The organism is Streptosporangium sp. NPDC049248, assembly GCF_040678965.1.
Lineage (GTDB): Bacteria > Actinomycetota > Actinomycetes > Streptosporangiales > Streptosporangiaceae > Streptosporangium > Streptosporangium fukuiense.
Genome location: NZ_JBFAQY010000020.1, coordinates 1 through 24,963 on the forward strand (window position 1 = coordinate 1; position 24,963 = coordinate 24,963).

At 72.9% G+C, this 24,963-nt stretch carries 19 protein-coding genes; 6 read left to right on the forward strand and 13 right to left on the reverse strand.

From position 1 onward, the window contains the following. Positions 1-196: 196 nt before the first annotated feature. The 10 genes from AB0K21_RS29765 to AB0K21_RS29810 all read right to left on the reverse strand — a co-directional run bounded on the left by AB0K21_RS29765 (position 197) and on the right by AB0K21_RS29810 (position 16,935). Positions 197-751 carry a hypothetical protein gene (locus AB0K21_RS29765; protein ID WP_364155010.1) on the reverse strand — a complete coding sequence of 185 codons (555 nt, stop codon included), beginning with the start codon at positions 749-751 and terminating at the stop codon, positions 197-199. A 238-nt stretch (positions 752-989) separates the two neighbouring features. After that, positions 990-1,334 (reverse strand): helix-turn-helix transcriptional regulator, encoded by a 345-nt coding sequence (locus AB0K21_RS29770; protein WP_364155012.1) that lies wholly within the window; start codon positions 1,332-1,334, stop codon positions 990-992. Next, on the reverse strand, positions 1,331-1,795 hold the full coding sequence (locus AB0K21_RS29775; RefSeq protein WP_364155014.1) for a site-specific integrase: 465 nt from the start codon (positions 1,793-1,795) through the stop codon (positions 1,331-1,333). The genes AB0K21_RS29770 and AB0K21_RS29775 overlap by 4 nt, the downstream gene beginning before the upstream one ends. A 62-nt stretch (positions 1,796-1,857) precedes the next feature. After that, positions 1,858-3,267, reverse strand: a complete 1,410-nt coding sequence (locus AB0K21_RS29780; RefSeq protein ID WP_343976870.1) for a helix-turn-helix transcriptional regulator — start codon at positions 3,265-3,267, stop codon at positions 1,858-1,860. A 267-nt stretch (positions 3,268-3,534) separates the two neighbouring features. Next, on the reverse strand, positions 3,535-3,963 hold the full coding sequence (locus tag AB0K21_RS29785; protein ID WP_343976874.1) for a nitroreductase family deazaflavin-dependent oxidoreductase: 429 nt from the start codon (positions 3,961-3,963) through the stop codon (positions 3,535-3,537). 122 nt (positions 3,964-4,085) lie between these two features. Next, positions 4,086-6,068, reverse strand: coding sequence for a hypothetical protein (locus AB0K21_RS29790; RefSeq protein ID WP_343976876.1), 1,983 nt, complete (start codon positions 6,066-6,068; stop codon positions 4,086-4,088). Continuing rightward, positions 6,065-9,748: a DUF5682 family protein gene (locus AB0K21_RS29795; RefSeq protein ID WP_364155017.1), complete on the reverse strand. Its 3,684-nt coding sequence runs from the start codon at positions 9,746-9,748 to the stop codon at positions 6,065-6,067. The genes AB0K21_RS29790 and AB0K21_RS29795 overlap by 4 nt, the downstream gene beginning before the upstream one ends. After that, positions 9,745-10,932 (reverse strand): AAA family ATPase, encoded by a 1,188-nt coding sequence (locus AB0K21_RS29800; RefSeq protein ID WP_364155019.1) that lies wholly within the window; start codon positions 10,930-10,932, stop codon positions 9,745-9,747. The genes AB0K21_RS29795 and AB0K21_RS29800 overlap by 4 nt, the downstream gene beginning before the upstream one ends. A gap of 139 nt (positions 10,933-11,071) precedes the next feature. Further along, positions 11,072-16,060, reverse strand: a complete 4,989-nt coding sequence (locus AB0K21_RS29805; protein ID WP_364155021.1) for a DNA-binding protein — start codon at positions 16,058-16,060, stop codon at positions 11,072-11,074. Continuing rightward, on the reverse strand, positions 16,057-16,935 hold the full coding sequence (locus AB0K21_RS29810) for a DUF4132 domain-containing protein (protein WP_343968569.1): 879 nt from the start codon (positions 16,933-16,935) through the stop codon (positions 16,057-16,059). Before AB0K21_RS29810 ends, AB0K21_RS29805 begins: the two co-directional genes overlap by 4 nt. Positions 16,936-17,163: 228 nt before the next feature. Here AB0K21_RS29810 and AB0K21_RS29815 point away from each other — a divergent pair, with 228 nt between their 5' ends. The 3 genes from AB0K21_RS29815 to AB0K21_RS29825 all read left to right on the forward strand — a co-directional run bounded on the left by AB0K21_RS29815 (position 17,164) and on the right by AB0K21_RS29825 (position 18,742). Beyond that, a complete protein-coding gene (locus AB0K21_RS29815; RefSeq protein WP_364155023.1) occupies positions 17,164-17,475 on the forward strand; it encodes an alpha/beta fold hydrolase in 312 nt (103 codons plus the stop codon). Between the two features lie 6 nt (positions 17,476-17,481). Next, positions 17,482-18,036: a hypothetical protein gene (locus AB0K21_RS29820; RefSeq protein ID WP_364155025.1), complete on the forward strand. Its 555-nt coding sequence runs from the start codon at positions 17,482-17,484 to the stop codon at positions 18,034-18,036. Positions 18,037-18,163: 127 nt separating this feature from the next. Beyond that, positions 18,164-18,742 (forward strand): HAD-IA family hydrolase, encoded by a 579-nt coding sequence (locus AB0K21_RS29825; RefSeq protein WP_343968575.1) that lies wholly within the window; start codon positions 18,164-18,166, stop codon positions 18,740-18,742. Positions 18,743-18,744: 2 nt separating this feature from the next. On the opposite strand, the gene AB0K21_RS29830 is transcribed toward AB0K21_RS29825, so the two are convergent. From AB0K21_RS29830 to AB0K21_RS29840, 3 genes are read right to left on the reverse strand one after another with little or no spacing between them, the layout of a single operon-like run. Beyond that, positions 18,745-19,536: a sugar phosphate isomerase/epimerase family protein gene (locus tag AB0K21_RS29830; protein WP_364155027.1), complete on the reverse strand. Its 792-nt coding sequence runs from the start codon at positions 19,534-19,536 to the stop codon at positions 18,745-18,747. 8 nt (positions 19,537-19,544) lie between these two features. Then, positions 19,545-20,540 (reverse strand): cytochrome d ubiquinol oxidase subunit II, encoded by a 996-nt coding sequence (gene cydB, locus AB0K21_RS29835; RefSeq protein ID WP_364155029.1) that lies wholly within the window; start codon positions 20,538-20,540, stop codon positions 19,545-19,547. A 21-nt stretch (positions 20,541-20,561) separates the two neighbouring features. Then, on the reverse strand, positions 20,562-21,947 hold the full coding sequence (locus AB0K21_RS29840; RefSeq protein WP_343968583.1) for a cytochrome ubiquinol oxidase subunit I: 1,386 nt from the start codon (positions 21,945-21,947) through the stop codon (positions 20,562-20,564). A 295-nt stretch (positions 21,948-22,242) separates the two neighbouring features. On the opposite strand from AB0K21_RS29840, the gene AB0K21_RS29845 reads away from it, so the two are divergent. From AB0K21_RS29845 to AB0K21_RS29855, 3 genes are all read left to right on the forward strand, one after another. Next, the gene (locus AB0K21_RS29845) at positions 22,243-22,917 is read left to right on the forward strand and encodes a pyridoxamine 5'-phosphate oxidase family protein (RefSeq protein ID WP_343968585.1); all 675 of its coding nucleotides are present in this window, start codon (positions 22,243-22,245) and stop codon (positions 22,915-22,917) included. An 11-nt stretch (positions 22,918-22,928) separates the two neighbouring features. Further along, the gene (locus tag AB0K21_RS29850; RefSeq protein ID WP_364155032.1) at positions 22,929-23,936 is read left to right on the forward strand and encodes a zinc-dependent alcohol dehydrogenase family protein; all 1,008 of its coding nucleotides are present in this window, start codon (positions 22,929-22,931) and stop codon (positions 23,934-23,936) included. 426 nt (positions 23,937-24,362) lie between these two features. Then, on the forward strand, positions 24,363-24,872 hold the full coding sequence (locus tag AB0K21_RS29855; protein WP_364155034.1) for a hypothetical protein: 510 nt from the start codon (positions 24,363-24,365) through the stop codon (positions 24,870-24,872). Positions 24,873-24,963: the final 91 nt, after the last annotated feature.

Here is a 24,963-nt window from a genome sequence, read left to right on the forward strand (position 1 = left end):
TGACCAAGACTTTTGGTGGCCGCCCACCAGGAACCGGTGTCCGTCAGCCGCGACTTTTCTGTCCGCCGATCAAGAGTTCCACGTGACCGCTCTCAGTGCAGAAATTAGCGCTAGAAACCTGATGCGTCGCGGCTTAGTCGACGCCCGCGTCCGGCGGGGCCGATCCGTCCCCGGATCGGTAAGTCCGACTTGTGTTCTAACTTGCTCCGCAAAAGCCGGTGAGTTCAGCACCAATGAAGATCTTCGGGAGGGAACCCACCGGTCTTTTGCGGCTCCTGATCGGCATCACGTTCGGTTCGCCCCAACCGCTGCTCCTGGCGGCCTGGAAGGGCTTCCTGCAGCTCACCGCGGAGCCGAGTTCCCGCAACCATGCCTGCACGTCGGCGCGGAAGCCCTCCGGGAGAGTGCTGGACTGGCGGTCGATCCAGAGCCGCATCGTGGACACGGTGTCATCAACGAAGAGCCCGACCTCGTTGAGAACCATGCGCGCCAGCCGAGCGCCGCTGGAGAGGCCAAGTTCGGCATCGAGCTGGCTAATGCGGACTGGCTGTTCCTCCGGATGCCGTGAAAGACGTTGATCAGGCCAGCCAACACCCGGGACAGAGCCTGTCCCCTCCAGTTCGCGGACTCGGCGGCCTCCACCACCCGTTCCAGCACCGCGCGATGGATGGGGAAGATCATCAATTTTCCGATGACCTCGTCGAGGCAAACCGCTGAAGCGGGGTGTTGTCTCGTCCTGGCTGGACGACATCGTTCGCAGTTCAGGCGAGGTCGGCCAGGGGGCCGGGCGCTGCCGTCGTGGCGGCCTATAGGCTCCCCACACGTTCGGCAGGGTTCGCCGATTCGCGGGTCGCGGGCAGTGCGCCGCTCTTCGGTTCGGGACGGCCGACAGGAACGGCAGTGCTGGCGTGGCCGCCCACCCTGCTGGCTCGTACTAGGCTCGATCGGGCCTGCGCAAGTGCGGCAGGACCTATCGAGCGACTGATTCTTCACCGCGGCGGAAGCGAACGGCTGGACCGCGCCTTCGGAGTCACCTCCCGGGTCGAGCCCGGGACGATGGTGCCCTGTCCGACCGCGGTGCTGCGTTTCTCCGTGCTTGATTGGGACTTCGGCCCCCTCTCTGGTTCAGCGGTGATCAGGTCGCCGATCTCGCAGCCGAGCACCGCGCAGAACGCGTCCAGCTCCTCCGGGCGCAAGACGTTGGGCTGGCCTGACCACAACCCGGACATCTTCCCGGTGCTCATCTCCACGCCACGCTCGGCAAGCATCCGACGCAATTCGCTGGCCTTCCAGATGCCTCGGTTGGCCGCCGCCAGGCGCAGGTTCCACTTCATCGGATCAGTCCTTCCCAACGCTGGGCGGCGCGCTGCTGGCCGCGCATGATCGCATCCTCAATACGGGTTCCGTGCACGTGGATGTAGCGCATCGTCGTGGAGATCCACGAATGCCCGAGCAGTTCCTGAACCGCGAGGATGTCCACTCCTGCCTGATAGAGCTGGCTGGCGCAGTAGTGCCGCAGCACGTGCGGGGTTAGCCTGCCCTCCCAGCTCGGCAGGTACCGGGCAACCGCGGCAGCCAGCGCGCGCCGCGCCACGTCGGTGCTTGTCCGGGCTCCTGGACCGTCCATCTGCCGGCGCTCCGATGGAAACAACGGCGCACCCGGCAGTAAGTGGTTGGCGTCGAACTGGCTCCAGACGTCCTGTACGAACCATGCCAGCACGCTGTCTGCGCCGTTGATCAGGGGCACCAGGCGCTGCTGGGGCCCTTTAACGAAGCGGCCCCGCCCATCCGTCATCGGCGCGTGCCCACTTTCAAAGAGGCAGAGGGGCGGGGCGTCAATGCGTCAGGGCGAAGACATCACCCGGTTCTCGACTCACCCGAGACGCCGAGACGCGCTGAAATCACCGGGCTCGCCGGGGTCGCGGAAGTCGCCACCGCACGCCATGTCAAGCCGGACGGCGTCTCCAGCCGCGAGCAGACCCCCACGGTCTCGAGCGCCCGGCGATAGGCGTTCGCCTGCCTCTGCGGTGATCCGGCCCGCCCCCAGAGGTCGCCGATCTCACGCCAGAGCCTGGCCGACTGCCTGTCGGTGCGGGAGGCCGACGTGGTGGCCGGGTCGGCGAGCGCCTCCTGCGCCTCCGCCAGCGCCGGGCCGCCGTCCTTGGAGCGTGCCAAGGCGAGCTCGGCCAGGACCACGTACGCCATGGCCGGCACCGTCCCGCGCACACCGGTGAGCAGGCCGAGAGCCCGCTCCGACAGGTCGGCGGCGGCGTCCAGGTCACCGGCGCGCAACCGCACGCGGGAGAGCACGACCAGGCTCCGGGCATGTTCGACCGCCCCGGGTGACAGGCGCGCGAGGACCTCGGCCGCGGCGGCGGCGAACCCGCCCGCCCGGTCAAGGCCGGCCCCCTCGGGACTCGCGGCGGTGATCCACGCCCAGCACATCGCGCTCCGGGCGTAGTCGGAGGCCATCCGGGTGGACCGGCCGGCGGCGATGGCGTCCTCCGCGAGCCGCAGGGCCAGTGCGGAGTCCTTCTCCGCCGCGGCCGCGCTGGCCTGCCACAGGCCGAGAACCTCCGGACCGCGGCCTGTGGCCTCGGGCACGCCGGACGCCGACAGCACGCGCTCGGCATATGCCAGGTCGATCTCCGTCTCGGCGAGCACCACGGCGAGGTCGAGAGCCAGGGCGCCCTGGTCGAGCCCGAGCCGAACGGCCTGCGCCAGAGCGTTCAGCCCGAGATCCCGGGCGCGTAGCGCGTCACCGGCTCGGTGGTAGCAGCGGCAGAGCGCCACGACGACCGGCAGGTCGGCAAGGCGCTCGGGATGCGCCGCGGCCTCGCGGCGAAGCCGCTCGTACGCCTCGACCGCCCGCGCCGTGTGTCCCTGGGCCTCCAGCGCACGAGCCCGGCCGAACCTCGCCTGCGCGGCGAGAGCGACGTTGTCGTCACCTGCGGCCCTGACCGTCTCCGCGAAACGATCGGCCGCCACGACCGGATCTCCGTGGTACAGCTCCAGTTCGGCGTGGCGCAGGGCGAGCCCGGTGTCGACGCGCTGGTGCGGCTCGATCCCGTGGAGCAGGAACTCGATACCGCAGCCGAGCCGCTCGGCCAGCAGGCGCGTGACGTTCGGAGTGGGATTCCGCTTCCCCGACTCGATGAGCGAAACATAACTGTCAGACAGATCGGACCCGGCCAGCTGCGCCTGGGACATGTGCTTGCTCAACCGCAATCTGCGGATGCGGTCACCGATGCTTGCTTGACTGGCCATCAGCACACCCGTTCCGCCGGCGGCACGATGAGATCCACGCCCCACTCCTTACGCACGGTTTATTGTCAATTACAGTAGATCGTACTGCCCTTTGTGGCCAGCATTGTCGCGGTCCAAATGAGATCACGAACAGCTCACGGCCTCGCTGGGCGCCGCCATCGGATCGCAGCCGTGCGCGCGACCGCGACGGTCGTGGCCCGCCTCTGACTCCGTCGTGAGATCCCCGGCGCGGACGAGCGGTCATGACCGGGTGACGGGTCCGGGACCTCAGGCGGGCGTGAGGATCACCACCGGGATGTCGCGGTCGGTCCTGCGCTGGTAGTCGGCGTACTCGGCGTGAATGCCGACCATCTGCCGCCACAGCGCGGGCTTCTCCTCGGCGGTCGCGGTCCGCGCGAGGGCCGTGAACGTCCGGGCTTCCACCTGCACCTCGGCCTGGGGCAGGACCAGCAGGTTGTGGTACCACAGCGGGTGGTCGGCGGCCCCTCCGTTGGAGGCGACGACCACGTAGGCGTCACCGTCGCGGCCGTAGATCAGCGGGGTGCGCCGGCGCACCCCGGACCTGCGGCCGACCGTCGTCAGCAGCAGTGTCGGCCGGCCGTGATAGAGGTGGCCCTCCGCGCCGTTCGACTCGACGTACCTGCGGGCGTGCTTGGCGACCCAACCGGTGGGGGAGTCGGTGATCTCATCGCTCATGCCGCGCAACGCTATCGGCCACCGGTGACATTTCTTGATCCGGTCCTTCCCGCCCGCACCCGCCAGGGCGTTCACCCAGGGCGGCCGAACACCGGGGAGCGCCACGGATCCCGGTGCGGATGTCATCCGGCCTGCTCTCCGGTAGCGCGGTCGTCGTGCCAGGAGGCCCGGACCAGTGCCCGTTCCGTGACCGTGAGATGGACGGCGGCGGCGAGCCACGTCCAGGCGTACAGGTCGTCGCCGGAGTCGACCAGACGACCGAACACATCGCGGGTGCGGCGGTCGGCCTCTGCGGTGAGCGCGTCGGCGAGGTCGGCGGCGGTCTCGAAGCCCGCGCGGCGAAGCGCGGCCCGCCGGGCGAGGGAGTCGCCGCGCGCGGACTCCGCGACCGTCCGCCGCCCACCGGAAACGGCCAGCTCCACCAGGCGGCGCGCCCGCCACAGGGGTGAGGCCGCCACCGGGTCGGGGCCGGCCTCGGCCGCCTCCTTTCGGGGCCGGCAGTCCTCGCGAGACGGAAGGTGGGAACCTCGCAGGCGGTCGTATCCGAGATCGGCGCGGTCCATCCACTCGGCGGGCAGGCGCAACGTCGGACCGGCTCCGGGGACCGGCCCGATCGCGAGCGGGCGCAGGGTGGCGGCCCTGTCGGGGTCCAACCTGCCGATCACCCGTACCCTCAGCCCCGGCCTGGACGCGAGCTGCCGCAGGTTGGCGACATGGGCCAGATCGGGATGGGAGTCGGCCGGCGCGAGCCGGATCAGCAGTCCGCCGAGGGGGCCGTCGGCGCCGGAACGTCCGGCGGACGCGGGGAACGCGCCCGCTTCGCCACCCGGCTCCGCACGGGGCGTCAGCTCGCGGGCGAGTACCCGGTCTCCCTCGGCACCGACGATCACCAGGTCGCATCCGACCGGCTGCCCCGCTCCCCCGCCGTCCCGCGGATCGTCCCAGGGGTCCCCGGAGAACATCACGCCGGCGGTCTCGGCGAGCGGCCTGGCGAACAGTGCCGCCAGCGGCGAGGCCGACCAGGACAGACCCGCGACGGGGTTGGCCCGCACGCCGCGACCCGCGCCGAGACGGCCCTCGGGGGAGATCTCCGCGCCGGAGATCAGCAGTCCTCCTCTGGCCAGCCCTGCGTGGTCGAGAGCTGCGGCGCCGAGCGCGACCGTGGCGGTGGCGGCACCACGGGCACGCGCCGATCCTCCGGGCCTGACGTCGGCGATGGAGAACCAGCGGCCGTCCTCGGCGACGAGGTGGGTGACCACCCCTCCGTAGCCGGTGGCGCTGATCACCGGTTCCCGACAGACCCCGTACACCTTCAGTGCCTCGCCTTGCCGGTAGGCGCGGCGCGCGGTTCCCACCAGGGCTGGATCGGGGTCGGCCGCGGCGAGCCTGCCCGCGGTCAGCAGAAGTTCCCGGAGCGCGGAGACCAGGTCGGCCAGGCGGTGACCGTCATGGCGTGCACGAGCCGCACGCAGGCCGCGCACGACGCGCAGGGCGGCGGCCTCGGCCCTGTGCAGGCCCGCCAGCCTGGCGGTGTGAGCCGCGCGGAGCAGCTCCGCCTGGGGTACCGCTCCGGCACCGGGCACCCCGCCCATGAGCACCGCGGTAGCGGCGTCCCACAACCCGGCCGCGGCGGCCATCTGCCTGGGTCCGGGCCCGGCCTCCTGGGCGGCTCTCCCGGTCGTGTTCTGTGCGGTTTCCCGGCCGGGAACCGGGTCGAGGGGCGCGTCCGCCCCCGCGTCCGAACCGGATGACGCGTCGGCGACCGGCTCGGCGGTCGCCGGCAGGTCGGCCTCCGCGACCGGGCAGACGCTCAGTACGGCGGCGCGATGCAGGCAGCGGGGCGCGAGCAGGCAGCCGCACCGGGCCGCATCGGGGTCGGCGATCCTGCCCGAAGGCCCCGGGCTGAGGGTGACCACCGCGTCCTCGCCCCAGCTGATGGAGACGGTCTGCCCTGAGGCGGTGACGGCAAGCCCGGCGCAGCGCTCGATCGCCGCGTCGAGTCTCTTCCGCAGCCTGGGGGTGAGCTCCTCCACCGCCGAGGCGACCACGTGCGGCTCCACCGGTGGCAGTTGCCCTGCCGGGGAGGCGGAGGCTGGAAGGTTCAACGGTTCTCTCCTCGGAGGCGGTCGCCCACCCAGCGGGCGAGGGCGAGCGGACTGAGTGCCGCGACGGGCATCCCGGCCGCGACGAGCTGCCGCGCGACGGGCACCGAGTAGCGCGGGGCCCCGGTGTCGTCCAGGGCGGCGCAGCCCAGCAGGTGCACACCGGAGGAGACGAGGGAGCGGACCTCGCCGAGCAGCCCTCCGAGCGGATAGCCCTCCTCAAAGTCGCTGACCACCACGACGAGCGTGCGACTCGGCACGGTGACCAGGGAGCGCGCGTGGGCGAGCCCGGCGGCGATGTGGGTGCCACCGCCGACCCGCACGTCGAGCAGCAGTGACAGCGGATCGGCGACCCGGTCGGTCAGGTCGATCACCTGGGTGGAGAAGGCCAGGAAATGGGTGGAGAGGGTGGGAACGCCTCCCAGGACGGCCGCGGTCAGCGCGGACCAGACCACCGAGGCCTCCATCGAGCCCGAGACGTCGACCACGAAGACCAGCCGCCAGTCGGCCTCGTCGCGTACCCGCGTGCTGAAGACCGGCCGCTCAGGGACGACGAGAAACCTGCCGTCGCCGGTCCTGCGGGTGTGCGCCAGGTTGGCCCGGAGCGTGGCGGGCAGGTTGAGCCGGCCGCCGGGGCGGCGGGTGGGACGCGGCGTCGCCAGGCCGGCGAGCGCCGGGCGCATCCGGGTGGTCAGCTCCCTGGCCAGCTCGGCGACCAGGCGGCGGACCAGTGGACGGAGCCGGGCCAGCCGCTGCTCGGGCAGCCCGCCCGCCAGGGACAGGACAGAGGTCAGCAGCTCGATCGACGGGCGTACCGTGTCGGGGTCGAGCTCGGACAGTACGTCGGTCCGCCCGCTGTCGGCCGCACGGGCCAGCACCTCCTCCCGCACCTCGGTTCCGAACAGGGCGTCGAGTTCCGCTGCCCACTCGCGGGCGGAGGGAAAGGACACGCCCTGCCCGCCGCAGTCGCCGCCGGACCCGAAGTCGGCTGCCCCCTCTCCCCTTCCCATCCCGTACAGCTCGTCCAGGGCGTGCGCGTAACGCCTGGCGTCGGCGGGCAGCCGCCCGGACTCCCTGCCGAGGAGCAGCCGCCACCGATCGGCCGGAGCGAGGCGCCGCGAGGCGGCCTCCCGCTCCGCCGCGGGTACCGCAGGGAGCACCGGCTCCGTCCTTTCCGCAGGCACGGCCGAAAGGTCCGGCTCCCCGGCGACCGTGACCGCCTCGCCCGGCGGGAAGAGACCGGGTACGCGGAATCGCAGGGTGTTCAGCGCGGCCAGCCCGGCGACATCCGCGGCGGTCCAGAGGGCCAGGATCTCGGACGGGGCGCTCAGCGCCAGGTCGAGCCGGTCGCCGAGACGGTCGGTCACGGCTCGCAGCAACCGGTCCCGTGCCACCGGGGTGAGCGTGTCGAAACCACCGCGCAGCGCGGGAAGACGGTCCAGGAAGTCCTGGTCGCTGAGACCGTCGACGCGGTCGAGCAGCGGGTCGAGAGCCTCGGCGGCCGACTCCAGGAGCGGGCCCGCGGCGACCAGCAGGCCGGCGATCGCGCGGGACAGGCGGTGGCGGCCCTCCGTGCCCGTGGCACCGTCGACCCATCCCGCGATTCTGACCCCGAGGGTGCCGAGCGCGTCCAGGTCGAGCAGGATCCGGGCCGCGAGCGCGGCCCCCTGGACGAGCGGTGAGCCGGTGCGCGTGAGAGTGCTCAGCGCGTCGTCGAGACGCAGGCCGAGCCGGTGCTCGGCGGAGCGGATGGCGAGCGCTGTCAGGGCGGTCGCGTCCTCGGGCCGGTCACTTCCGGCCAGCCCTGGCAGGGACCGTACGGCGGCCTCCAGCAGGGTGCCGAACAGCTCCGCGGCCCGCTTCCGGCTCTCCGGTGTGGTTCCTGGAAGATGCTCGCGGCGCAGCGCCTCCAGCAGGTCGAGGGCCCCGAGCAGGTCGGGCAGCCCCGCGGTGGCGGGAAGCACGGCGGCGGCGTCCTCGATGCGGTCCGCGACCAGGTCCCGCAGATCGCAGACGGCCGCGGCCCGCAGCCCCGTGAGAATCGCCGAGCAGGTGGGGCCGCCCTCGGCGGACTCCCCGCGGAAGGTCTCGCGCAGCGTCCCCGCGGCTGCCAGAGCCGCGGTGACGCCTCGGACGCCCGCCAGGTCCAGCAGTGCGGCGACCGAGGGGGTCCAGGAGAGCGACCAGCGGGTGGTGAGTGCCGTCGCGTCACCCGTGCCCGCCACCTCGGCCGGCCGACCGTACCCGGTTCCGCACACCAGCAGGCGTTGCAGCAGGATCTCACGGCGGCGGTCCAGATCGGAGCGGAGCGGGTCGAGACGGACCTCTCGGGGATCCGGATCGCCGGGGTGGGGCAGCCGCAGCTCCGCCAGTTCGGCCTCGACCGCGGGGCCGAGCCCGGAACGGGGCGTGCCCGGCGCGATCCTGCCGCGCTCGGTGCCGACGAGCACCGTCTCAAGGGCACGGGCGAGCGCCCGGCCGCGCCCGAGAGGTTCGCCCTGGCCGAGCACCGTCGTCACCGCCTCCAGCAGCTCGCCGCGCCCCGGCGCGGGCAGGCCGCGCAACCGGGCCAGGTCGCAGGCCAGCCGAAGCGTCTCCACGGCCTCGCCGGTGCCCGCCGTGTGCCCAGCGGCGCGCAGTTCGCGGCAGAGCTCGGTGATCGTACGGGCGGCGGCGTCCCTGACCTTTCCGGGGTCGCCGCCCGCGGCGAGAACCGCCTGCTGCCAGCGCGGGTCACGGATGCCCGCCGGGTAGCCGGACCTGGAGTCGAGCAGGTCGAAGGCGTACGGGACGAGGGACGTGGCGGGCGAGGGATCCTGGGCCGCCGGCGCGTCGGGAGCGCCGGTGCGCCGCCCCGGGTCCGCCCGGTCGGGAGCGAGCAGGGCGGGGGCGTGGAAAGCGCCGATCACGGCGGCGACCCGCCGGCCGCCGCCGGCGGCCCCGGCGAGCACTCCGCGCATGTGCGCCTCGCGGACCAGGTCACCGGGCGGCACTCCGCCCGAGGCCTCCGCGTCCTGTCGCAGCGCCCAGCCGACACCCAGCGCCGCCCGGCGTACCGCCTCGGGCGGGCAGCCGGGGGCGAGCACCTCGACGGCGCGGTCCCACATGTCGTCCCCCTCCCGGCCCGTGACCGAGGCGGTGAGAGCGTCGGCGAAGGCCCTGGCCCGCGGCGCCTCCGTCGCGTCCGGCCGGGCCCGGTCACTCTCCGACCAGCCGGGGTCGGAGATCGGAAGGTCGCAGCAGAGCACCTCGGCCCCGCGTTCACGCGCCCAGCGAATGGCGGCCAGCTCCGGCGAGAAGTCGGCGAACGGGTAGAACCCGAGCCGCCCGTCGCCGCGTGTCCCGGCCAGGGCGACCGGTGCGAGGGTGGCCGGATCCGCCAGGTGGACCAACCACGGCTGGAAGTCGGCGGGCAACTCGACGCAGACCACCTCCGCTCCGGCGGCGTCGAGCAGTGCCGGAACCGCCGCCGCCAGCGCGGGGCTGTGGTGGCGCACGCCGAGCAGGTAGGGCCGCGTGGCCCCGGCCAGCGCGTCGACCGCCTCCCGGGGATGGTGGCCGGTCGCCTCCCCGGTTCCGTCCTGCCGCGGGGCCGCATCCGAGACCTCGGAACCCTGAGCCGTCGTTTTCCGGGTATGCGCGTCCCGCGCGCTCTGAGCACTCGTCTGCCGGTCGCCTGTCAACGCAGGTTCTCCCGCAGGTCCCAGAGACGACGCCACATCGCGGAACCGTCCTCGGCGCGGCGCCGCACCGGGCCGTCCCAGTAGCCGAGCAGTCGCGCGTGGTCGGCCGGGTCGTCCTTGCGAACCACACCGAGCAGGTGACCGGGCATCAGGTCGAGGACGTCCCCGCCGGGGAGATAGGCCGCCGCCACCCCGAGGGAGGCCGCCACCTGCACCGCCTCGGCGGTGGACATCACGGTTCCCGGCCGTTCCACGTCCCAGCCCTCGGCCGAGCGGCCGGAGCGCAGGTCCCGGAAGACGGTGACCAGGGCGTCCAGCACGGCGTCGTCGACGCCGAAGGCCGCGCCGGCCCGGCGCACCACGGCGGTGGCCTGTCCGCGCACCAGAGCGGCCTCGGCGGCGGGGTCGGCGATGGGGGCGACCGTCTCGAAGTTGAACCGGCGCTTGAGCGCCGCCGACATCTCCGAGACCCCCCGGTCGCGCAGGTTGGCCGTGGCGATCACGGTGAAGCCCGGGGCCGCCGAGGTCAGCGCGTCGGGCGTGCCGGCGAGTTCGGGCACGCTGAGACGACGGTCGGACAGGATCGACACCAAGGCGTCCTGCACCTCGGGCAGGCAGCGGGTGATCTCCTCGATCCGGACGACCCGCCCGGATCGCATGGCGGACAGCACCGGGGAGTCGACCAGCGCCTGGCGGCTCGGCCCCTGAGCCAGGAGCAGGGCGTAGTTCCAGCCGTAACGGAAGGCGTCCTCGCTGGTGCCCGCGGTGCCCTGCACGGTGAGCGCGCTCGTGCCGCAGACGGCGGCGGCGAGCAGCTCGGACAGCATCGACTTGGCGGTACCCGGCTCGCCGACCAGCAGCAGGCCGCGCTCACCGGCGAGGGTGACCACGCAGCGTTCCACCAGGGAGCGCTCGCCGACGAACTTGGGGGCGATGACGAGCCGGGCGGGCGAGGAGGAGCCTTCGTCCTTACTCGGCTGCCGGGCTCTGGGCGGTTCGAGGGCCTGCCCCTCGCTGCCGCAGACGAACGTGACGACCGCGCGCGGGGTCAGCGACCAGCCGGGGGGCCGGGGACCGTCGTCGTGGGCGGCGAGGAAGGCGAGCTCGGCGGCGTGCCGTTCCTCCGCCGGTAGCGTCTGCCGGCCGGAGGGAGCCGGGGAAACCGTCTGTTCGGTCATGGTCATCGGGGAAGATCCTTCTGTCTGTCGTGCTGCCCGGCCGGCTGGAACGCACGGGGCGGTCCCAGGCGCGTTCCAGCCGGCCGGTCCGTTGGGAACCGGTGGTTTCCGGTGAGCGATCCGCGGGGGCGGGGCCCGCCCCCGCTCAGCGGCGCCTGCCGCGCCGCACCCGGAGTTCCTCGAATCGGGGGATGTCGCCGCCGCGGACCCGCTGCCACGCCCTGGCGTAGAGGTCGGCGGCGGGTTCGATGGGAACGACCACGCCGAGCGGCGCGCTCTCCGCGTCGAGCAGGTCGAGCATGGGGAGTTTCCACCGTTCGAGCGGGAGGTTCGGGGTCCTGAGGTCCGTCCAGGCTCCCGGCAGGAAGAGTGAACGACCGGCTCGGGCGCGACCGGCCTCGACCACCAGGTCGGTGCCGGCCAGTTCGGCGCGGGCCGCCTTGAACCGCGCGGGCTTCCATCCGGTCCACCGGGTGACGTTCTTGTCCGTGGGGTCCGGCATCGCGAGCAGCGCCAGGTAGAGCGCGGCGGCGTCCTGACCCAGCCCGTACCGCGTCGCGGCCTCGGAGAGCAGCGCGGGCACGGAGCGGGAGGGATCCTGCGGCCACCAGGTGCCGTCGGCCGCGCGCTCCCCCGCCACGGGGTCTCCGGGGTCGGCGAGTAGCGCCTCGAAACGCGGGTCGCGAACGGTGCGCAGTGCCGTCTCGACCGGGAACGGCTGCCCCTGGTCACCGGTCAGGGCCCGCAGGGCGGGCAGGTAGGGGTCGCTCCCCGAGGCGTCGAGCAGGGCGGTACGCAGGCCCGGCGAAGGCTGGTCGTCGTAGGTGGCCATGACCACCGCGCCGTAGCGTTCCCAGCCCTCGGCGACTTCGGTGGGGGCTCCGGCGATCCTCCTGAATCCGGGAAGGTCGACGTAGCGGCCCAGGTCGAGCAGGAGCTCGGGGTTCGCCAGCCGGTCGGAGAGCACGGCCAGCACAGCGGGCAGCGCGGCCCGCACGGCATCGCCCGAGGGCAGCCGGTGGGCCAGCCACGCGGTCAACGCGACCGTGGAGACCAGCGTGGACTCGGTGAACCCGGTGCCGGCGCCGTCGACCGGGGAGACGCGGTCGCCCTTCACCCGCCATCGCAGGTCCGTGCCGAGCTCCGGCGCCGAGGCCGGGTCGAGCAGGGCGGGCAGCGCCCGGCCGGGCTCCCATCCGGTGCGCACCGCGCGGGCCGCCTCGCCGAGAAGCCACTCCGGGACGGCGGCGCGCCGTCCCACCCTGTCGTTCCATACCCGCGCGGCGGCGGCGACGTCCGGGCCTTCGGTCCACAGCGCGGCCGGGTTCTCGGGCAGCAGCGCGGCGACGACCTCGCGCCGGACGGCGGCGTCCAGCCGGCGCAGTTCGTCCTTGGCGACGGCGGCCTCCGCCGCCTTCAGGCCGAGCGCGGCCCGCACCTCGGCGGGCAGGAAGTTGCGCTGGTAGGTGTCCACGTACGGCAGCCCGGCGACGATCAGCCTGGCGGTCGTCGTGGTCACCCCGGTGAGCCGCGCGAACTCCTCGGCGTCCTTCACCCGCCAGGGCGCAGGGCCGCGTCCGGGGAGTTCCCCGAGGAACTCCCCGAGCCAGCCCGGCTGCCTGGTCTCGCCGACCGGGCCCAGGGAGCGCACGGTGTAGGGGTGAGGGGTTTCGAAGCGGCCGGCCGGGTCGTGGAAGAGTCCCGTGAAGGTACAACCGTCGCTCTCCGGGTCGGCCTCCAGGAAGGCGATGAAGGCGCCTCCCTCCAGCGGAAGCACTCCGCGCCAGAGGCTGTCGTACCAGCTGTCCCTGGCGTCGTCGAGCCAGCCGCTCTCCAGGTGCGCCACGAGCCGGCGCCACGGGGTGGGCTCGGCCGCGGAGGCCAGTCCGAGCGCGTCGATCTCGGAGAGCAGCCTTCGCAGCGCCTCCGCCCGCTCGGGTTCGAGCGCCGACGCCGCCCGGTAGGCGATCGCGGCCGAGTGGCGGAGCAGTGGCTCCCAGCCCAGCCGGGACTGCGCGAGCTCCTGGCCGTCCAGATGGAGGCGGACGGCCGGGCCGGAGGGATCCCGCCGCTCGCGGCCGATCGTCCGCAGTTGCCGGAGGACCCCTCGGGACTGCTCTCCTCGCGACCAGTGGTCGGCCGAGGCGCCGAGGCCGTTGAGCGCCTCGATGAACAGCTGGTCATCGGGGCCGTCCGGCTCCTGCTCCGCCTGCTCGCCGGTGAGGGCGCCGGCGAGCCTGGCCGCCGCCGCGTCCAGAGTCGCCTGCTGTGCGGCGGCGAACGCCGTCACCCCGGCGACTCCGGCGATCAGCGCGTCGTGGGTGAGTCCCGGCAGCAGCGTGCGGACCAGCTCGCACAGCTCCTCGCGGGCCGGGCGTCCGGCTCCCGGCGTCTGTCCCGGCTGGGTGGGGTGCGCGAGCCGCGCGGAGTCGAGGGAGCTCGCGGCCTTCAGCAGGGCCGCCGCCGTCTCCCTGTCGATCCCGCGCAGGGCCAGCGAGCCCTCCGGGTCGCGGGCCCGCATGAGGTGCCAGTAACGCGGGGGCGGCAGCAGTGCGGTGCCCTCCGCGAAGGGGCCGGGCGCCTGCTCCTCGGAGGCCGTCGCGACGACGGCGCCTTCAAGGTCGACGAGCTTGATCTCGCGGTAGTCCTTGACAAGGGCACGCGGCCGGTCGTCGCCGGGGAACGTCACCGCGCGCGACGGTCGCCCGGGGCCGTCCTGGCCGCCGCGCAGGGTGACGGTGCGACCGGCCAGGTCCTCACCGCGTAGCGACCCGTCGGGCAGCCGGACCGTCCGCCAGCCGAGCAGTCCGCTCACCGGGACTCCGGCCGGGGTCGCCTCTCCCGCGAAGGGCAGCACCCAGCCGCCGTGGAAGGTGCTGCCCACCGGTGCCGAGTTCAGCGCGTCGGCGAGGAAGCCGGGCATGCTCAGCCTGCCGTCGGCCATGCCGGACGGGTCGTGCTCGCGCCAGTGTTCGACGTCTCCGTCCCAGGTCCAGAACGAGGTCCCGTCCCCGATCAGCGTGCGCCTGCCGGGCACCGTGGTGTCACCCGGGTGCAGCACTCCGGCACCCGTGGCCCTGCCGCCGCCGGGCAGCGGCAGGGTGACCGTGTCGGCGCCCGGCATCCACCTGTTGTCCGTCCCCTCCAGCGTCAGGGTCGTGCCCGCCGAGGAGTGCCAGTATCCGCGCAGCTCGTCGCCCGCGCCGTAGGTGTGCCAGTAGACGAGCAACTCGCCGTCCACGTGGTGGAAGCCGGGATCTCCCCAGGTGCCGTCCGGGGCGGGGCGCAGGTCGTGGGTGAGCACGGTCCCCTCCGGGCCGATCACCCTGACCTGGGAGGGACCCGAGACGATCAGGTTCGGCCAGGCGTCGGCGACCTCGATCTCGCGCACCCCCTTTGGGCCGGTGAGATCGGCGACCGCGTCCTCCCAGGCCGGCCAGCCCAGCTCGTCGAGGAGTCCGCCGCGCAGTGTCCTGGCGAGCTCGGCGGCGAGGTCGGCACGGGCCGCCTCGGCGACCTCCTCCCTCGCGAGGGCCAGCGCCTCACCGGGCAACCAGGTGAGCCGTTTGAGCGCGTCGGGCAGCTGCGGCAGGCCGGTGGCGACCGAGCGCCGGGCTACCTCGCCCACCCAGTCGGCCAGCATCGTCCGGCCGCCGGGGGACGCCGCCAGGCGGCGCACGGCGCGCCGCCCGTCGGTGTCGTCGTAGAACCTGTAGGCGGCGTACTGGAACGCGGGCCGGAAGCGCGGGTCGGCGGCCAGCGCGAGCAGGTCGCGCCCCTCTTCCTTCCCGGCCCAGAACTCCAGCAGGAGACCCACGCCGTCGCCCGGATCGGCGACCGGGACCTCCAGCGACAGCAGCAGGTCGAGCAGGTCGGGTTCCGGCTTGAAGGGCACGGCCCCGCCCGTGCCGGCGAGCTCGGTACGCAGCCGTCCCGCCACCCGCTCGACCAGCGTGTACAGGCCCGGCAGCCGCGGGCCGGACCGCCGCCCCGGATTCCAGATGCCCAGGAAACGTCCGAGCCAGCCCGCTGTGCCGTCGGCGGGGCGCTCCCGCTCGGGCACCTCGTCCGCGCCCAGGCCCGCGACGGCTCCCGAGTCCTCCAGCATCTCCAGCCAGAGGGCGGGCATCTCGCCGTCACCGTTGACGGGCATCATGTTCAGCAGCGTCCCGCGGATCGCGGGCTCTCTTCGGGCAAGGGCCACCAAGGCGGGGCGATGCGCCTTCCACCAGCCCAGCGGCGCTCCTGAGGTGGCGGGCAGGCCGAGCAGGTCCGCCAGGTACTCCTGCTCCTCGGCGTCCGCGTCGCGCCCGGCGGCCCTGGCCAGGCGACGCAGTTCGGCGGCCATCTGCGCGGACGGCGACAGCCCGGTCGCCGTGCGGCGCACACACAGCCGGCGGACCCTGCGCAGGGCCTCGCCGGCCGGCACCCGGCCCGCCAACTCCTTCGCGTACGCCGACAGGGCCTTGACCGGCAGGGCTCCCGCGAGTGCGAACTCCAGGAACACCGCGTCAAGCCGGTCCTCGTCGACGGGCAGTCCGTGTTCCGCCTCGGCCCTGCGCGCCTGGGTGAACAGCTGCGCCGCATAGGCGGTGTTCTCCACCGAGAGGAACACCCGGCCCGCCTGTTCGAGGAACGTCGGCAGGAAGTGCGGGACGGCCCCGGCCAGCTGCGTGGCGAGCCGCTGGTAGGCGTCGAGGGCGGCCTTCGGCTTGGACTTCACCTGCCTGCCCGCGCGGTCCAGCTCCGGCACCAGGGCGAGCGCGTGGTGGCCGTCCTGTGGGTGATGCACGAGCACCCACTCGGGGAACCCGAGCGAGCGCCGCAGGCCCACCCCGACGACGACCGGCTCGCCGTCCGGCTCCAGCCCGAGGAAGCGGGCCGCGGCATCCTCCGCGGCGCCCAGCTCCTCGGCGACCAGACGCACCACCACCCGCTCCGCCAGCCCGGGGTGCCGGTAGGCGCGCGCGGTCAACGGCACCGCCCGCTCACCGCCCCAGCTCGCGCCGGACGGCAGGACCGCCCCGGCCTCCAGCAGCTCCCGAACCATGGCCGCGTCCGTGACCTCGGCCCGCTCCGGCTCCCCGGGCGGCTGACTCGCCGGGGTGCCCGGCGACGACGTGGTGTGGCTCACGCGTTCGTTCCCTTCTCGACGTCGCGGCCGGCGTACAGCGCCGCGGCCATGCGCATTCCCTCCGACCAGGCCACCGGGCCGATCTCCCGCGACGGCAGCCGCCTGCCCTCCCGGTCGCGCCAAGTCAGGTCGCCCGTCTCGGTCTCGCCGTCCCAGTAGGGCTCGCCGATCCAGACGGAGGCCTCGGCGCTTCGCCCCGCGTCGCGCACCACACAGGTGGCGTAGCCACCGGAAACGCGGTAGCCGAGCGAGGTGGCGCGGGCGGCGAGACCGAACCGGGAGGCGAACCTTCCCCCGGCGAACTCCTTCACCTCCGCGGCCTTCTCCTCCTGCTTTCCCGGCTCCACGAAATCGACCGGCCTGCCCCAGGTCGCCCGGTGGATCTGCTCGACGCGCTGGGTCACGCCCAGCTCCGCGGCGAACTCCCTCAGCTCCTCCAGATCCGGCAACAGCACCGGATGCGGCAGGGTCACCGTCTCCGGGGACAGCCGGACGGTCTCGCCGTCCAGGTTCACGACCCGCAGCTCGCCGGAGTCGGTGACGTCCCGCAGGAAACCCACCTCGTCGTCACCGACCACCACCAGGTCGCGCAGTACCGACCGCCACGCCTCGTCCGGCCACACCCGGGCCACCAGCTCGGTGGGAACGGGCAGGGACGACACCATCCAGGCGTCCACCCGCGCCACGCAGGCGGCCTCGTGCCGGTCGAGCCATTCGGCCAGGCGGCGCAGCCGCTCGACCTCGGGATGCTCACGCACCTGTTTGGGCAGCGACTTCAGCCGTCGTCCCGCCGCGCGACCGGAGGTGGCCCTCGCCGCCACCCGGCCCTCCACAAGAGCGACCTCGTACCCGTCGCCCGCCGCCAGCCAGCCCAAAGGATCCCGCCTCTCACCACGCACGGATTGCCGACGTCCGCGGGGATCTCCTCACCCGCGACCGTGATGCGCGGAACGCTAACGCCCCTGACCGACAAACCCGAACCCGGTGTGCGGCCCGGCCGTCGCGCGGGCACCCCTGCGATGCTTCGTCGACGGCGAACACACGTTCCAGGAGTGGTGTCCACTCGGTAGGTTGCCGGGGTGGCGACGATTCGACGAGACGGCGTGGAACTTGCGTACGACGAGGCGGGCTCCGGTCCCGCGGTGCTGTTCGCGCACGCGGGGATGGCCGACCGGCGGATGTGGGAGCACCGGTTCCTGGCACTGTCGGCACGCCACCGGGTGATCCGCTACGACTGGCGCGGGTACGGCGGGTCCGGCGACGCGGCCGGTGAGTTCGCGCACCACGAGGACCTGCCGGCGGTGCTCGACGCGCTCGGGGTGGAGCGGGCGGCCCTCGTCGGCTGCTCGACGGGAGGCGCGTACGCGGTTCCTTGGCGCGCTTCATCGGCCCCCCGGGCGGCCGAACCGGGGTGACGCGCGATGACGCAGACCATGAACGGCCACGCGCCGCGGATCTCCGCCTGGCTGCGCGCCCGCCCCGCCCGGGCGGGGCGCACCCGTGTCCTGGCCGTCGAGGGGCGCTCGGGGTCGGGGAAGTCCACCCTCGCCACCGCCGTGGCCGCGGAGCCGGCCGCTCCCGTCGTACGGATGGACGACCTCTACCCGGGGTGGGACGGCCTGCTGGGCGGGGTCGACGCGCTGGTCGAGTGGATCCTGCTGCCGCTGAGCCTGAACCGGCCCGCACGATGGCGACGCTACGACTGGGCGGACGGCGCATACGCCGAGTGGCACGAGGTTCCGGCCACCGGGACCCTGGTCGTCGACGGCACCGGCTCCGGCGCGCTGGCCGCCGCGCCGTACCTGAGCGGCCTGCTCTGGGTGGAGGCGGCCGACGAGGTGCGCAAGGCCCGCGCGCTGGAACGCGACGGCGATCTCTACGCCCCGCACTGGGAGCGCTGGGCGGCCCAGGAGGAGAGGTTCCACACCCGCGACGACGTCCGTGCCCGCGCCGACCTGACGATCGTCACCGGCTGAGGCGCCGAACCGCGACCGCCCGAGAAATCCAGGACTTCCGGCCCGGAAGTGCCTCTCCGCCCCGGCGCACCGGGCAGGCTGGAGAGGCGCCGGGCACGCCGGTGCCGGCCCACAACGAGGAGAGCCCGTGACCACATGGATGCTGCTTGACTACGGCGAGGTCATCTCCAGGCCACAGCCCGCCGGCGAGATAGCGGTCATGGCGGAGCTCGCCGGCCAGGACCTCGCGACCTTCCGTGACCGCTACTGGCGCCACCGTGACGCCTACGACCTCGGCCAGGCCCCCCACGCGTACTGGAGCGAGGTCCTCGGCCGGACGCTCGACGACGGCGATCCCCTCGTGGCCAGGCTCGACGCGGCGGACACCGCGAGCTGGTCCCACCTCGACCCCGACACCCTGCGCGCGATCGAGGGGTTCGCCGGGCGCCACAGGCTCGCCCTGCTGTCCAACGCCCCCGAGTCGCTGGCGGCGGCCATCGACGACGCGCCGTGGTCCGCGGCGTTCACCCATCGCTTCTACAGCTGCCGGCTGGCCCTGGCCAAGCCGGATGCCGCCGTCTTCGAGCAGGTCCTGCGCCGGCTCGACGCCGCCCCCGGTGACGTCACCTTTCTCGACGACCGGGCGGTCAACGTCCGCGCCGCGGCGGCGCTCGGTATCAACGCCGTCCTCCATCCGGCGCGACCGTCCTCGTGGCATCGGGGCTGAGATCAGGCCGAGAAGCGCGCCACCCACTCGCGGGCGCCGGGAAGGATCTCCTCCACCGGCGCCACCTGCGGGTACCAGGCGCGTTCCCATTCCAGACAGACCCAGCCGCCGAAGCCGCGCAGCAGATCACCGCACCCGTCCAGGGGAACCCCGCCCGCCCACAGCGGCACCGGAGTGGTGTCGTCCGCCGAGACCGCGTCCTTGATCTGCACGTACGCAAGGTGATCACCCAGCGCGGCCAGGGTGCCGGCGGGCGCCTCGCCGTGACGCCACGGGTGCAGCACGTCCCACAGCGCGCCCGCGGTCTCGGGCACACTCGCGGCGTCCAGCAGCCGTCCGACCGCGGCCCCGGTCGGCATGGCGTCGTGGGTCTCCACCAGCACCCGCACCCCGGACTCGGCGCACAGGTCCGCGACCGCGCGCAGCCGCCGCGCCCCCGCCTCGAGGTCCTGCCCGCCGGGAAAGACCCGCACGGCGGGAGCGCCCAGATCCGCGGCGAGGACCAGGTCCTCGCGAAGTTCCCGTACCACGGGCTCGTCCGGGCCGGTCACGGCGATCCCGACGTATCCCGCGAGGGCGGAGATCTCCAGCCGGGCCGCCCCGACGGCCGCGCGTACCTCCGCCCGCCGCGCCGGGGAGAGCCCGGCGTGGACCCCGGTGTCGGGGTGGAGGCGGAGTTCGAGCCCGGCGCACCCGTACGCCACGGCCGTCTCGACGGCCCGCGCGAGACCCTGCCCCGGCATGCCGAGCGTGCTGAACGCCAACCGCATCGAGCCCCCTTGGAGAACGTTCATCGTAGCCGCTAGACCACGTGGGCGCCGCCGTGGTCGGTGCGGGTCAGACGGCGGCGGAAGACCCAGTAGGTCCAGCCCTGGTAGGCGAGGACGAGCGGGGTGAAGACGACGGCGACCCACGTCATCACCGTGAGCGTGTACGGGCTGGATGCGGCGTTGTCGACGTTCAGGCTGTTGGCCGGGTCCAGTGCGGGCATCACGTCGGGCCAGAGGTTACCGAAGAGGGTGACCGTGATGGCGACGACGGCCACCGCGTTGGCGGTGAAGGCCCAGCCGTCGCGGCCGCGCAGGGTGGCGAGCAGCGCGCCCGCGATCCCGGCGGCGGCCAGCGCGGCGCTCGCCCAGGTGGCGGGCCTGCCGCCGCTGAGCTGGGTGGCGGCCAGGAAGGCTCCGCCCACGACCAGGGTGACCACGGCGAGCCTCTTCGCTATGACGGCCGATCGGGCGCGCAGGTCGCCGTCGGTGCGCAGGGTCAGGAAGAGCGCGCCGTGCAGCACGAACAGCGAGAGCGTGGCCAGGCCACCCAGCAGCGCGTACGGGTTGAGCAGGGTGAGCAGCGTCCCGGTGTACTCGTGGTCGGCGTCCAGCGGGACGCCCCGGACGATGTTGGCGAAGGCCACGCCCCACAGGAAGGCGGGGAGCAGCGATCCGATGAACAGCGTGCGGTCCCAGCCTCGGGAGCTTTCGCTCTTGTTTCGGTACTCGATGGCCACGCCACGCAGGATGAGCGCGACGAGGATGAGGAACAGCGGCAGGTAGAACCCGCTGAACAGGGTCGCGTACCACTCGGGGAAGGCGGCGAACGTGGCTCCTCCGGCGACCAGCAGCCAGACCTCGTTGCCGTCCCAGACCGGCCCGATGGTGGCCAGGACGGTCCTGCGGTCGGCCTCGTCCCTGCCCAGCAACGGCAGCAGGATGCCGACGCCGAAGTCGAATCCCTCCAGGACGAAGTAGCCGGTCCACAGCACGGCGATGAGCACGAACCAGACGGTGGTGAGTTCCATGGGGGTTCCTTGGTCGGTGCCTCAGTAGGAGAGCGCGGGGGTGGTGTCTTCGGAAGGCTTCTCGGTCTCGTCCTCGGGGCCGAGGCGGATGAACTTGAGGAGCAGCCGGACCTCGATCGCCGCGAGCACCGCGTAGAGAAGGGTGAAGCCGACCAGGGTGATCGCGACCTCGGTGACGTCGACGCCCGGTGAGACGGCGGCCGCGGTACGCATCAGCCCGAAGACGGTCCAGGGCTGGCGGCCCATCTCGGTGAAGATCCACCCCAGCGAGTTGGCCAGGAAGGGCAGCGCGATGCCTGCGATGGCGATCCGGTGGAACCAGGCGCCGGCGGGGAGCCGGCCGCGGCGGGTGAACCAGAGCCCGGCCAGGGCCAGGAGCGCGGCCAGCATGCCGAAGCCGATCATCAACCGGAAGGACCAGTAGGCCAGGCCGACCACCGGCCGGTAGTCGCCGGGGCCGTAGATGCTCTCGTAGCGGGCCTGGATGTCGTTGATGCCCTCCACCTCGCCGTCCAGCGTGTTGGTGGACAGCAGGCTGAGGCCGTAGGGGATCTGCAGGTTGATGTGGTTGCGCCCGTTCTCGACATCGCCGACGGCGAATATCGAGAAGCCGGCGGAGGTCTCGTCCTCCCACAGCGCCTCGGCGGCGGCCATCTTCATCGGCTGCTGCTCGGTCATGATCTGCGCCTGCCAGTGCCCGGAGAGGGACACCCCGATCGCGGCGACCAGGGTGACGGCCATGGCCACCCGCGCCGAGACGCGGAAGAGCTCCACGTGCCTCTTCCTGAGCAGCTGCCAGGCGCTCACTCCGGCGACGAACGTTCCGGCGGCGACGAACGCGCCGAACAGCACGTGCGGGAAGGTGACCAGGGTGGTGGAGTTGGTGAGCACCGCCCAGATGTCGGTGAGCTCCGCGCGGCCGGTCTCGGGGTTGAGGCGGTAGCCGACCGGGTGCTGCATCCAGGAGTTGGCGGCGAGGATGAAATAGGCCGACAGGTTGGTGCCGATCGCGGCGATCCAGATCGTGGCCAGGTGGACCCTGGGCGACAGCCGCTCCCAACCGAAGATCCACAGTCCGAGGAAGGTGGACTCCAGGAAGAAGGCCATCAGTCCCTCCATCGCCAGCGGCGCGCCGAACACGTCACCGACGAAGCGGGAGTAGTCACTCCAGTTCATCCCGAACTGGAATTCCTGCACGATGCCGGTGACCACCCCCATCGCGAAGTTGATCAGGAACAGACGTCCCCAGAACTTCGTCATCCGCAGGTAGGTGGGATTGCCTGTACGGTGCCAGGCGGTCTGGAATCCTGCGACGAGTACCGACAGACCGATCGTCAGCGGCACGAACAGGAAGTGGTAGACCGTCGTAATCCCGAACTGCCAGCGCGACAGGTCCAAGACGTCCATCGATGCTCCGTCTCACGAGTGATATCTCCGCAAGGATTCCGATTAGGGGGGTTTGCCACGTAGGGCCGCCGGGCCCTGATCGGGGGGACCTTGGTCCCGCCCCCTCGCCCCCGCATCCGGGACTTATGGCCCTCGCCCTGGAAGATCACGGACGGCGGCGAGGTCTCCGCAGGTGAGGTGGCGGGTTAGGGGCTTGTGGCCGCGGGGGAAGCCTCAGGTGATGCCGATCGAGGAACGCGGAGCCGGAGGAGCCCCGGACTCGCAGCGACATCGATCTTCTCGGTGGGAGAAACCCATGACCGGACGCAGATCGGCGCCGGGCGACCTTGGCCGCCGGATCGCCAGACGACGCGAGGATCTCGGCTTCAGCCGGGAGGAGTTGGCGAGGCGGGCCGGAATCGATCCCGGTTATCTCGCCTACCTGGAGGAGTCCGCGGCCTCACCGAACACCGGCACCGTGAACCGGGTGGCCACCGCCCTGGACACCAGGCCCGAGGAACTGCTCGGCAAGTACACCGGCCTGCCGCCCGGTCACGGCCCGGCAACGGGTCACCCCGTGCTGGAGAAGCTCGACCGGGACGAGTGCCTGCGGCTCATCACCCCCGGAGGGGTGGGCAGGATCGCCTTCGAGGAGGCCGACGGTCCGGTGATCCTTCCGGTCAACTACGCCCTGCACGGCGACTCGGTGATCTTCCGCACCGCCTTCGGCGGCCCGCTCGACGCCTCCCTGCGCACCGGGATCCGGGGGGTCGAGTGCAAGGTCGCCTTCGAGGTCGACCGGATCGACGACGCCTGCCACGAGGGCTGGAGCGTGCTGGTGCGCGGCGGGATCCGGCACGTCTCCTCCGAGAAGGACCGGGCCGCCCTGGCGGCGCTGGGCGTCCGGCCGTGGGCGGGAGGCGAGCGGGAACTGTACGTGAGGATCACCGCCACCGAGGTCAGCGGCCGGCGCATCCGGCACGGCCTGTGATCCCCGCGGAGATGGACGCCTGGGTCGTCACCCACCCGGGGCCGATCCTCTCGCGCCCCCTGCGTCAGGTCCGCGTCCCGGTCCCCTCCCCCGGGCCCGGCGAGGTGCTGGTCCGTGTCGAGGTCTGCGCGGTCTGCCGTACCGACCTGCATCTCGCCGAGGGCGACCTGCGGCCACGCCGTCCGAGGACCACCCCCGGCCACGAGGCCGTGGGCCGGGTGGTGGCCGCCGGTCCCGGCGCCGGACGGCTGTCGCCGGGCACCCGGGTGGGCGCGGCCTGGCTCCGCTCGACCTGCGGTCACTGCCGCTACTGCCTGCGTGGCTCGGAGAACCTCTGTCCTCGCTCGACCTACACCGGCTGGGACGCCGACGGCGGCTATGCCGAATACCTGACCGTTCCCGAGGACTTCGCCTACCCGCTGCCGCCGGAGACGCCGGCGGAGAAGCTGGCACCGCTGCTGTGCGCCGGGATCATCGGCTACCGCGCGCTGCTCCGCAGCGACCTTCCTCCCGGCGGGCGCCTGGGCATCTACGGCTTCGGCGCCTCGGCGCATCTGACCGCGCAGATCGCCATCGCCCAGGGCGCGACGGTACACGTGCTGACCCGTTCGGCCAGAGCCAGGGAACTGGCCATGACGCTGGGCGCGGCCTCGGCGGGCGACGCCGCGGACGCCCCGCCCGAGCCGCTGGACTCGGCGATCCTGTTCGCCCCGGTGGGCGAGCTGGTACCGGTCGCGCTGGCCGCGCTGGAGCGGGGCGGCACCCTCGCGGTGGCGGGCATCCATCTCAGCGACATCCCGCCGCTGACCTACCAGCGCCACCTGTTCCAGGAGCGCACCCTGCGCAGCGTCACCGCCAACACCCGGGCCGACGGCCGGGCCTACCTGGAGCTCGCCATGGTCCACCCGCCCCGGGTGACCACGGTGCCCTACCCCCTGGCCGAGGCCGACCGGGCCCTGGCCGACCTGGCCGCCGACCGGGTCGAGGGCGCCGCCGTCCTGACGGTCTCCGCCCCCTGACCGGGGAGGTGATCGCCGCTCCACCCCGTTGCCGGCGTCGGATCCGTGCCGCGCCCGCGAACCGTCAGGGCCACGGAAAAGGTAACCGCCCCGGAGAGGAAGCCGGACCATGCCGGAACGGACTGAGGTTCGGCGGCTGGCTGGGCGACCGCCACTTCCTCGCCACCATGCCCGGGAGGACCACGAAGATCGTCATGCTGGATCTGCGCGGTGAGATCGTGCGCGTTCTCGCGGACGGCCCCGCCACGGAGCTGGAGAAGGTCGTCCTCTGGTACACGGCCAGGTGACCTGACCGTTCACTCTCCCGCACCGGCCGGTACGAAATCGGCCTCGCCACAGGTTCCAATATCTTCGCAGAACAACTGAAAATCCACTGAAGACATAAATAACTTTGACCTGCCATCACAGATTGGTCATATTTACGCAATGGTCAAACTACGCCCCCTCGCGGGAGCGATCCTCGCGTCTGTTCTGCTGACCGGCTCCATCGCCGCCACCCCCGCGGCCGCCTCGATCGCGGAGACCGTCACGATCTCCGCCGCGGCGGCGGCACGGCCGGGCAACGGAAAGATCCTCTACTCCCGCTACAGCCGCGGGCAGGGCACCCTGAAGGTCAAGAACGGCAACCGGACGGACGCCGTCATCACCCTGGTCCGCGGCAGGTCCAAGGCGCTCAGCGTCTACGTCCGCGCACGGTCCACCGCCACCGTCAGGGTGGTCAGGGACGGCACCTACACCATCTTCTACACCTCCGGCCACAGGTTCAGCACCTCCAGTGGCAGGTTCACCCGCAATCCCGCCTACCGGCGTTTCGACAAGCGGCTGAGGTTCGTCACGACCTCCACCAGTTCGACCATCTGGACCCTCACCCTCACTCCCACCAGGGGAGGTAACGCCCCTACCCGCGGCGTCTCTCCGAGCGACTTCCCAGCCTGATCCCGAGGTCCCGCCCCGTCCCGTACATCCGACCGCCATCGCGACGCCCGCAGCGTCGCCGAAGGGCGGCCGGGCCGCCTCCTCGCCTGGG

What these genes read in the sequence shown, in the direction of transcription:
- AB0K21_RS29855 (WP_364155034.1), top strand. Translation starts at nt 24,363, where the DNA reads ATGGTCAAACTACGCCCCCTCGCGGGAGCGATCCTCGCGTCTGTTCTG.
- AB0K21_RS29830 (WP_364155027.1), bottom strand. Translation starts at nt 19,536, where the DNA reads ATGAACGTTCTCCAAGGGGGCTCGATGCGGTTGGCGTTCAGCACGCTC.
- AB0K21_RS29770 (WP_364155012.1), bottom strand. Translation starts at nt 1,334, where the DNA reads ATGAAGTGGAACCTGCGCCTGGCGGCGGCCAACCGAGGCATCTGGAAG.
- AB0K21_RS29840 (WP_343968583.1), bottom strand. Translation starts at nt 21,947, where the DNA reads ATGGACGTCTTGGACCTGTCGCGCTGGCAGTTCGGGATTACGACGGTC.
- AB0K21_RS29850 (WP_364155032.1), top strand. Translation starts at nt 22,929, where the DNA reads ATGGACGCCTGGGTCGTCACCCACCCGGGGCCGATCCTCTCGCGCCCC.
- AB0K21_RS29765 (WP_364155010.1), bottom strand. Translation starts at nt 751, where the DNA reads ATGTCGTCCAGCCAGGACGAGACAACACCCCGCTTCAGCGGTTTGCCT.
- AB0K21_RS29775 (WP_364155014.1), bottom strand. Translation starts at nt 1,795, where the DNA reads ATGACGGATGGGCGGGGCCGCTTCGTTAAAGGGCCCCAGCAGCGCCTG.
- cydB (WP_364155029.1), bottom strand. Translation starts at nt 20,540, where the DNA reads ATGGAACTCACCACCGTCTGGTTCGTGCTCATCGCCGTGCTGTGGACC.
- AB0K21_RS29820 (WP_364155025.1), top strand. Translation starts at nt 17,482, where the DNA reads ATGACGCAGACCATGAACGGCCACGCGCCGCGGATCTCCGCCTGGCTG.
- AB0K21_RS29785 (WP_343976874.1), bottom strand. Translation starts at nt 3,963, where the DNA reads ATGAGCGATGAGATCACCGACTCCCCCACCGGTTGGGTCGCCAAGCAC.
- AB0K21_RS29780 (WP_343976870.1), bottom strand. Translation starts at nt 3,267, where the DNA reads ATGGCCAGTCAAGCAAGCATCGGTGACCGCATCCGCAGATTGCGGTTG.
- AB0K21_RS29845 (WP_343968585.1), top strand. Translation starts at nt 22,243, where the DNA reads ATGACCGGACGCAGATCGGCGCCGGGCGACCTTGGCCGCCGGATCGCC.
- AB0K21_RS29800 (WP_364155019.1), bottom strand. Translation starts at nt 10,932, where the DNA reads ATGACCATGACCGAACAGACGGTTTCCCCGGCTCCCTCCGGCCGGCAG.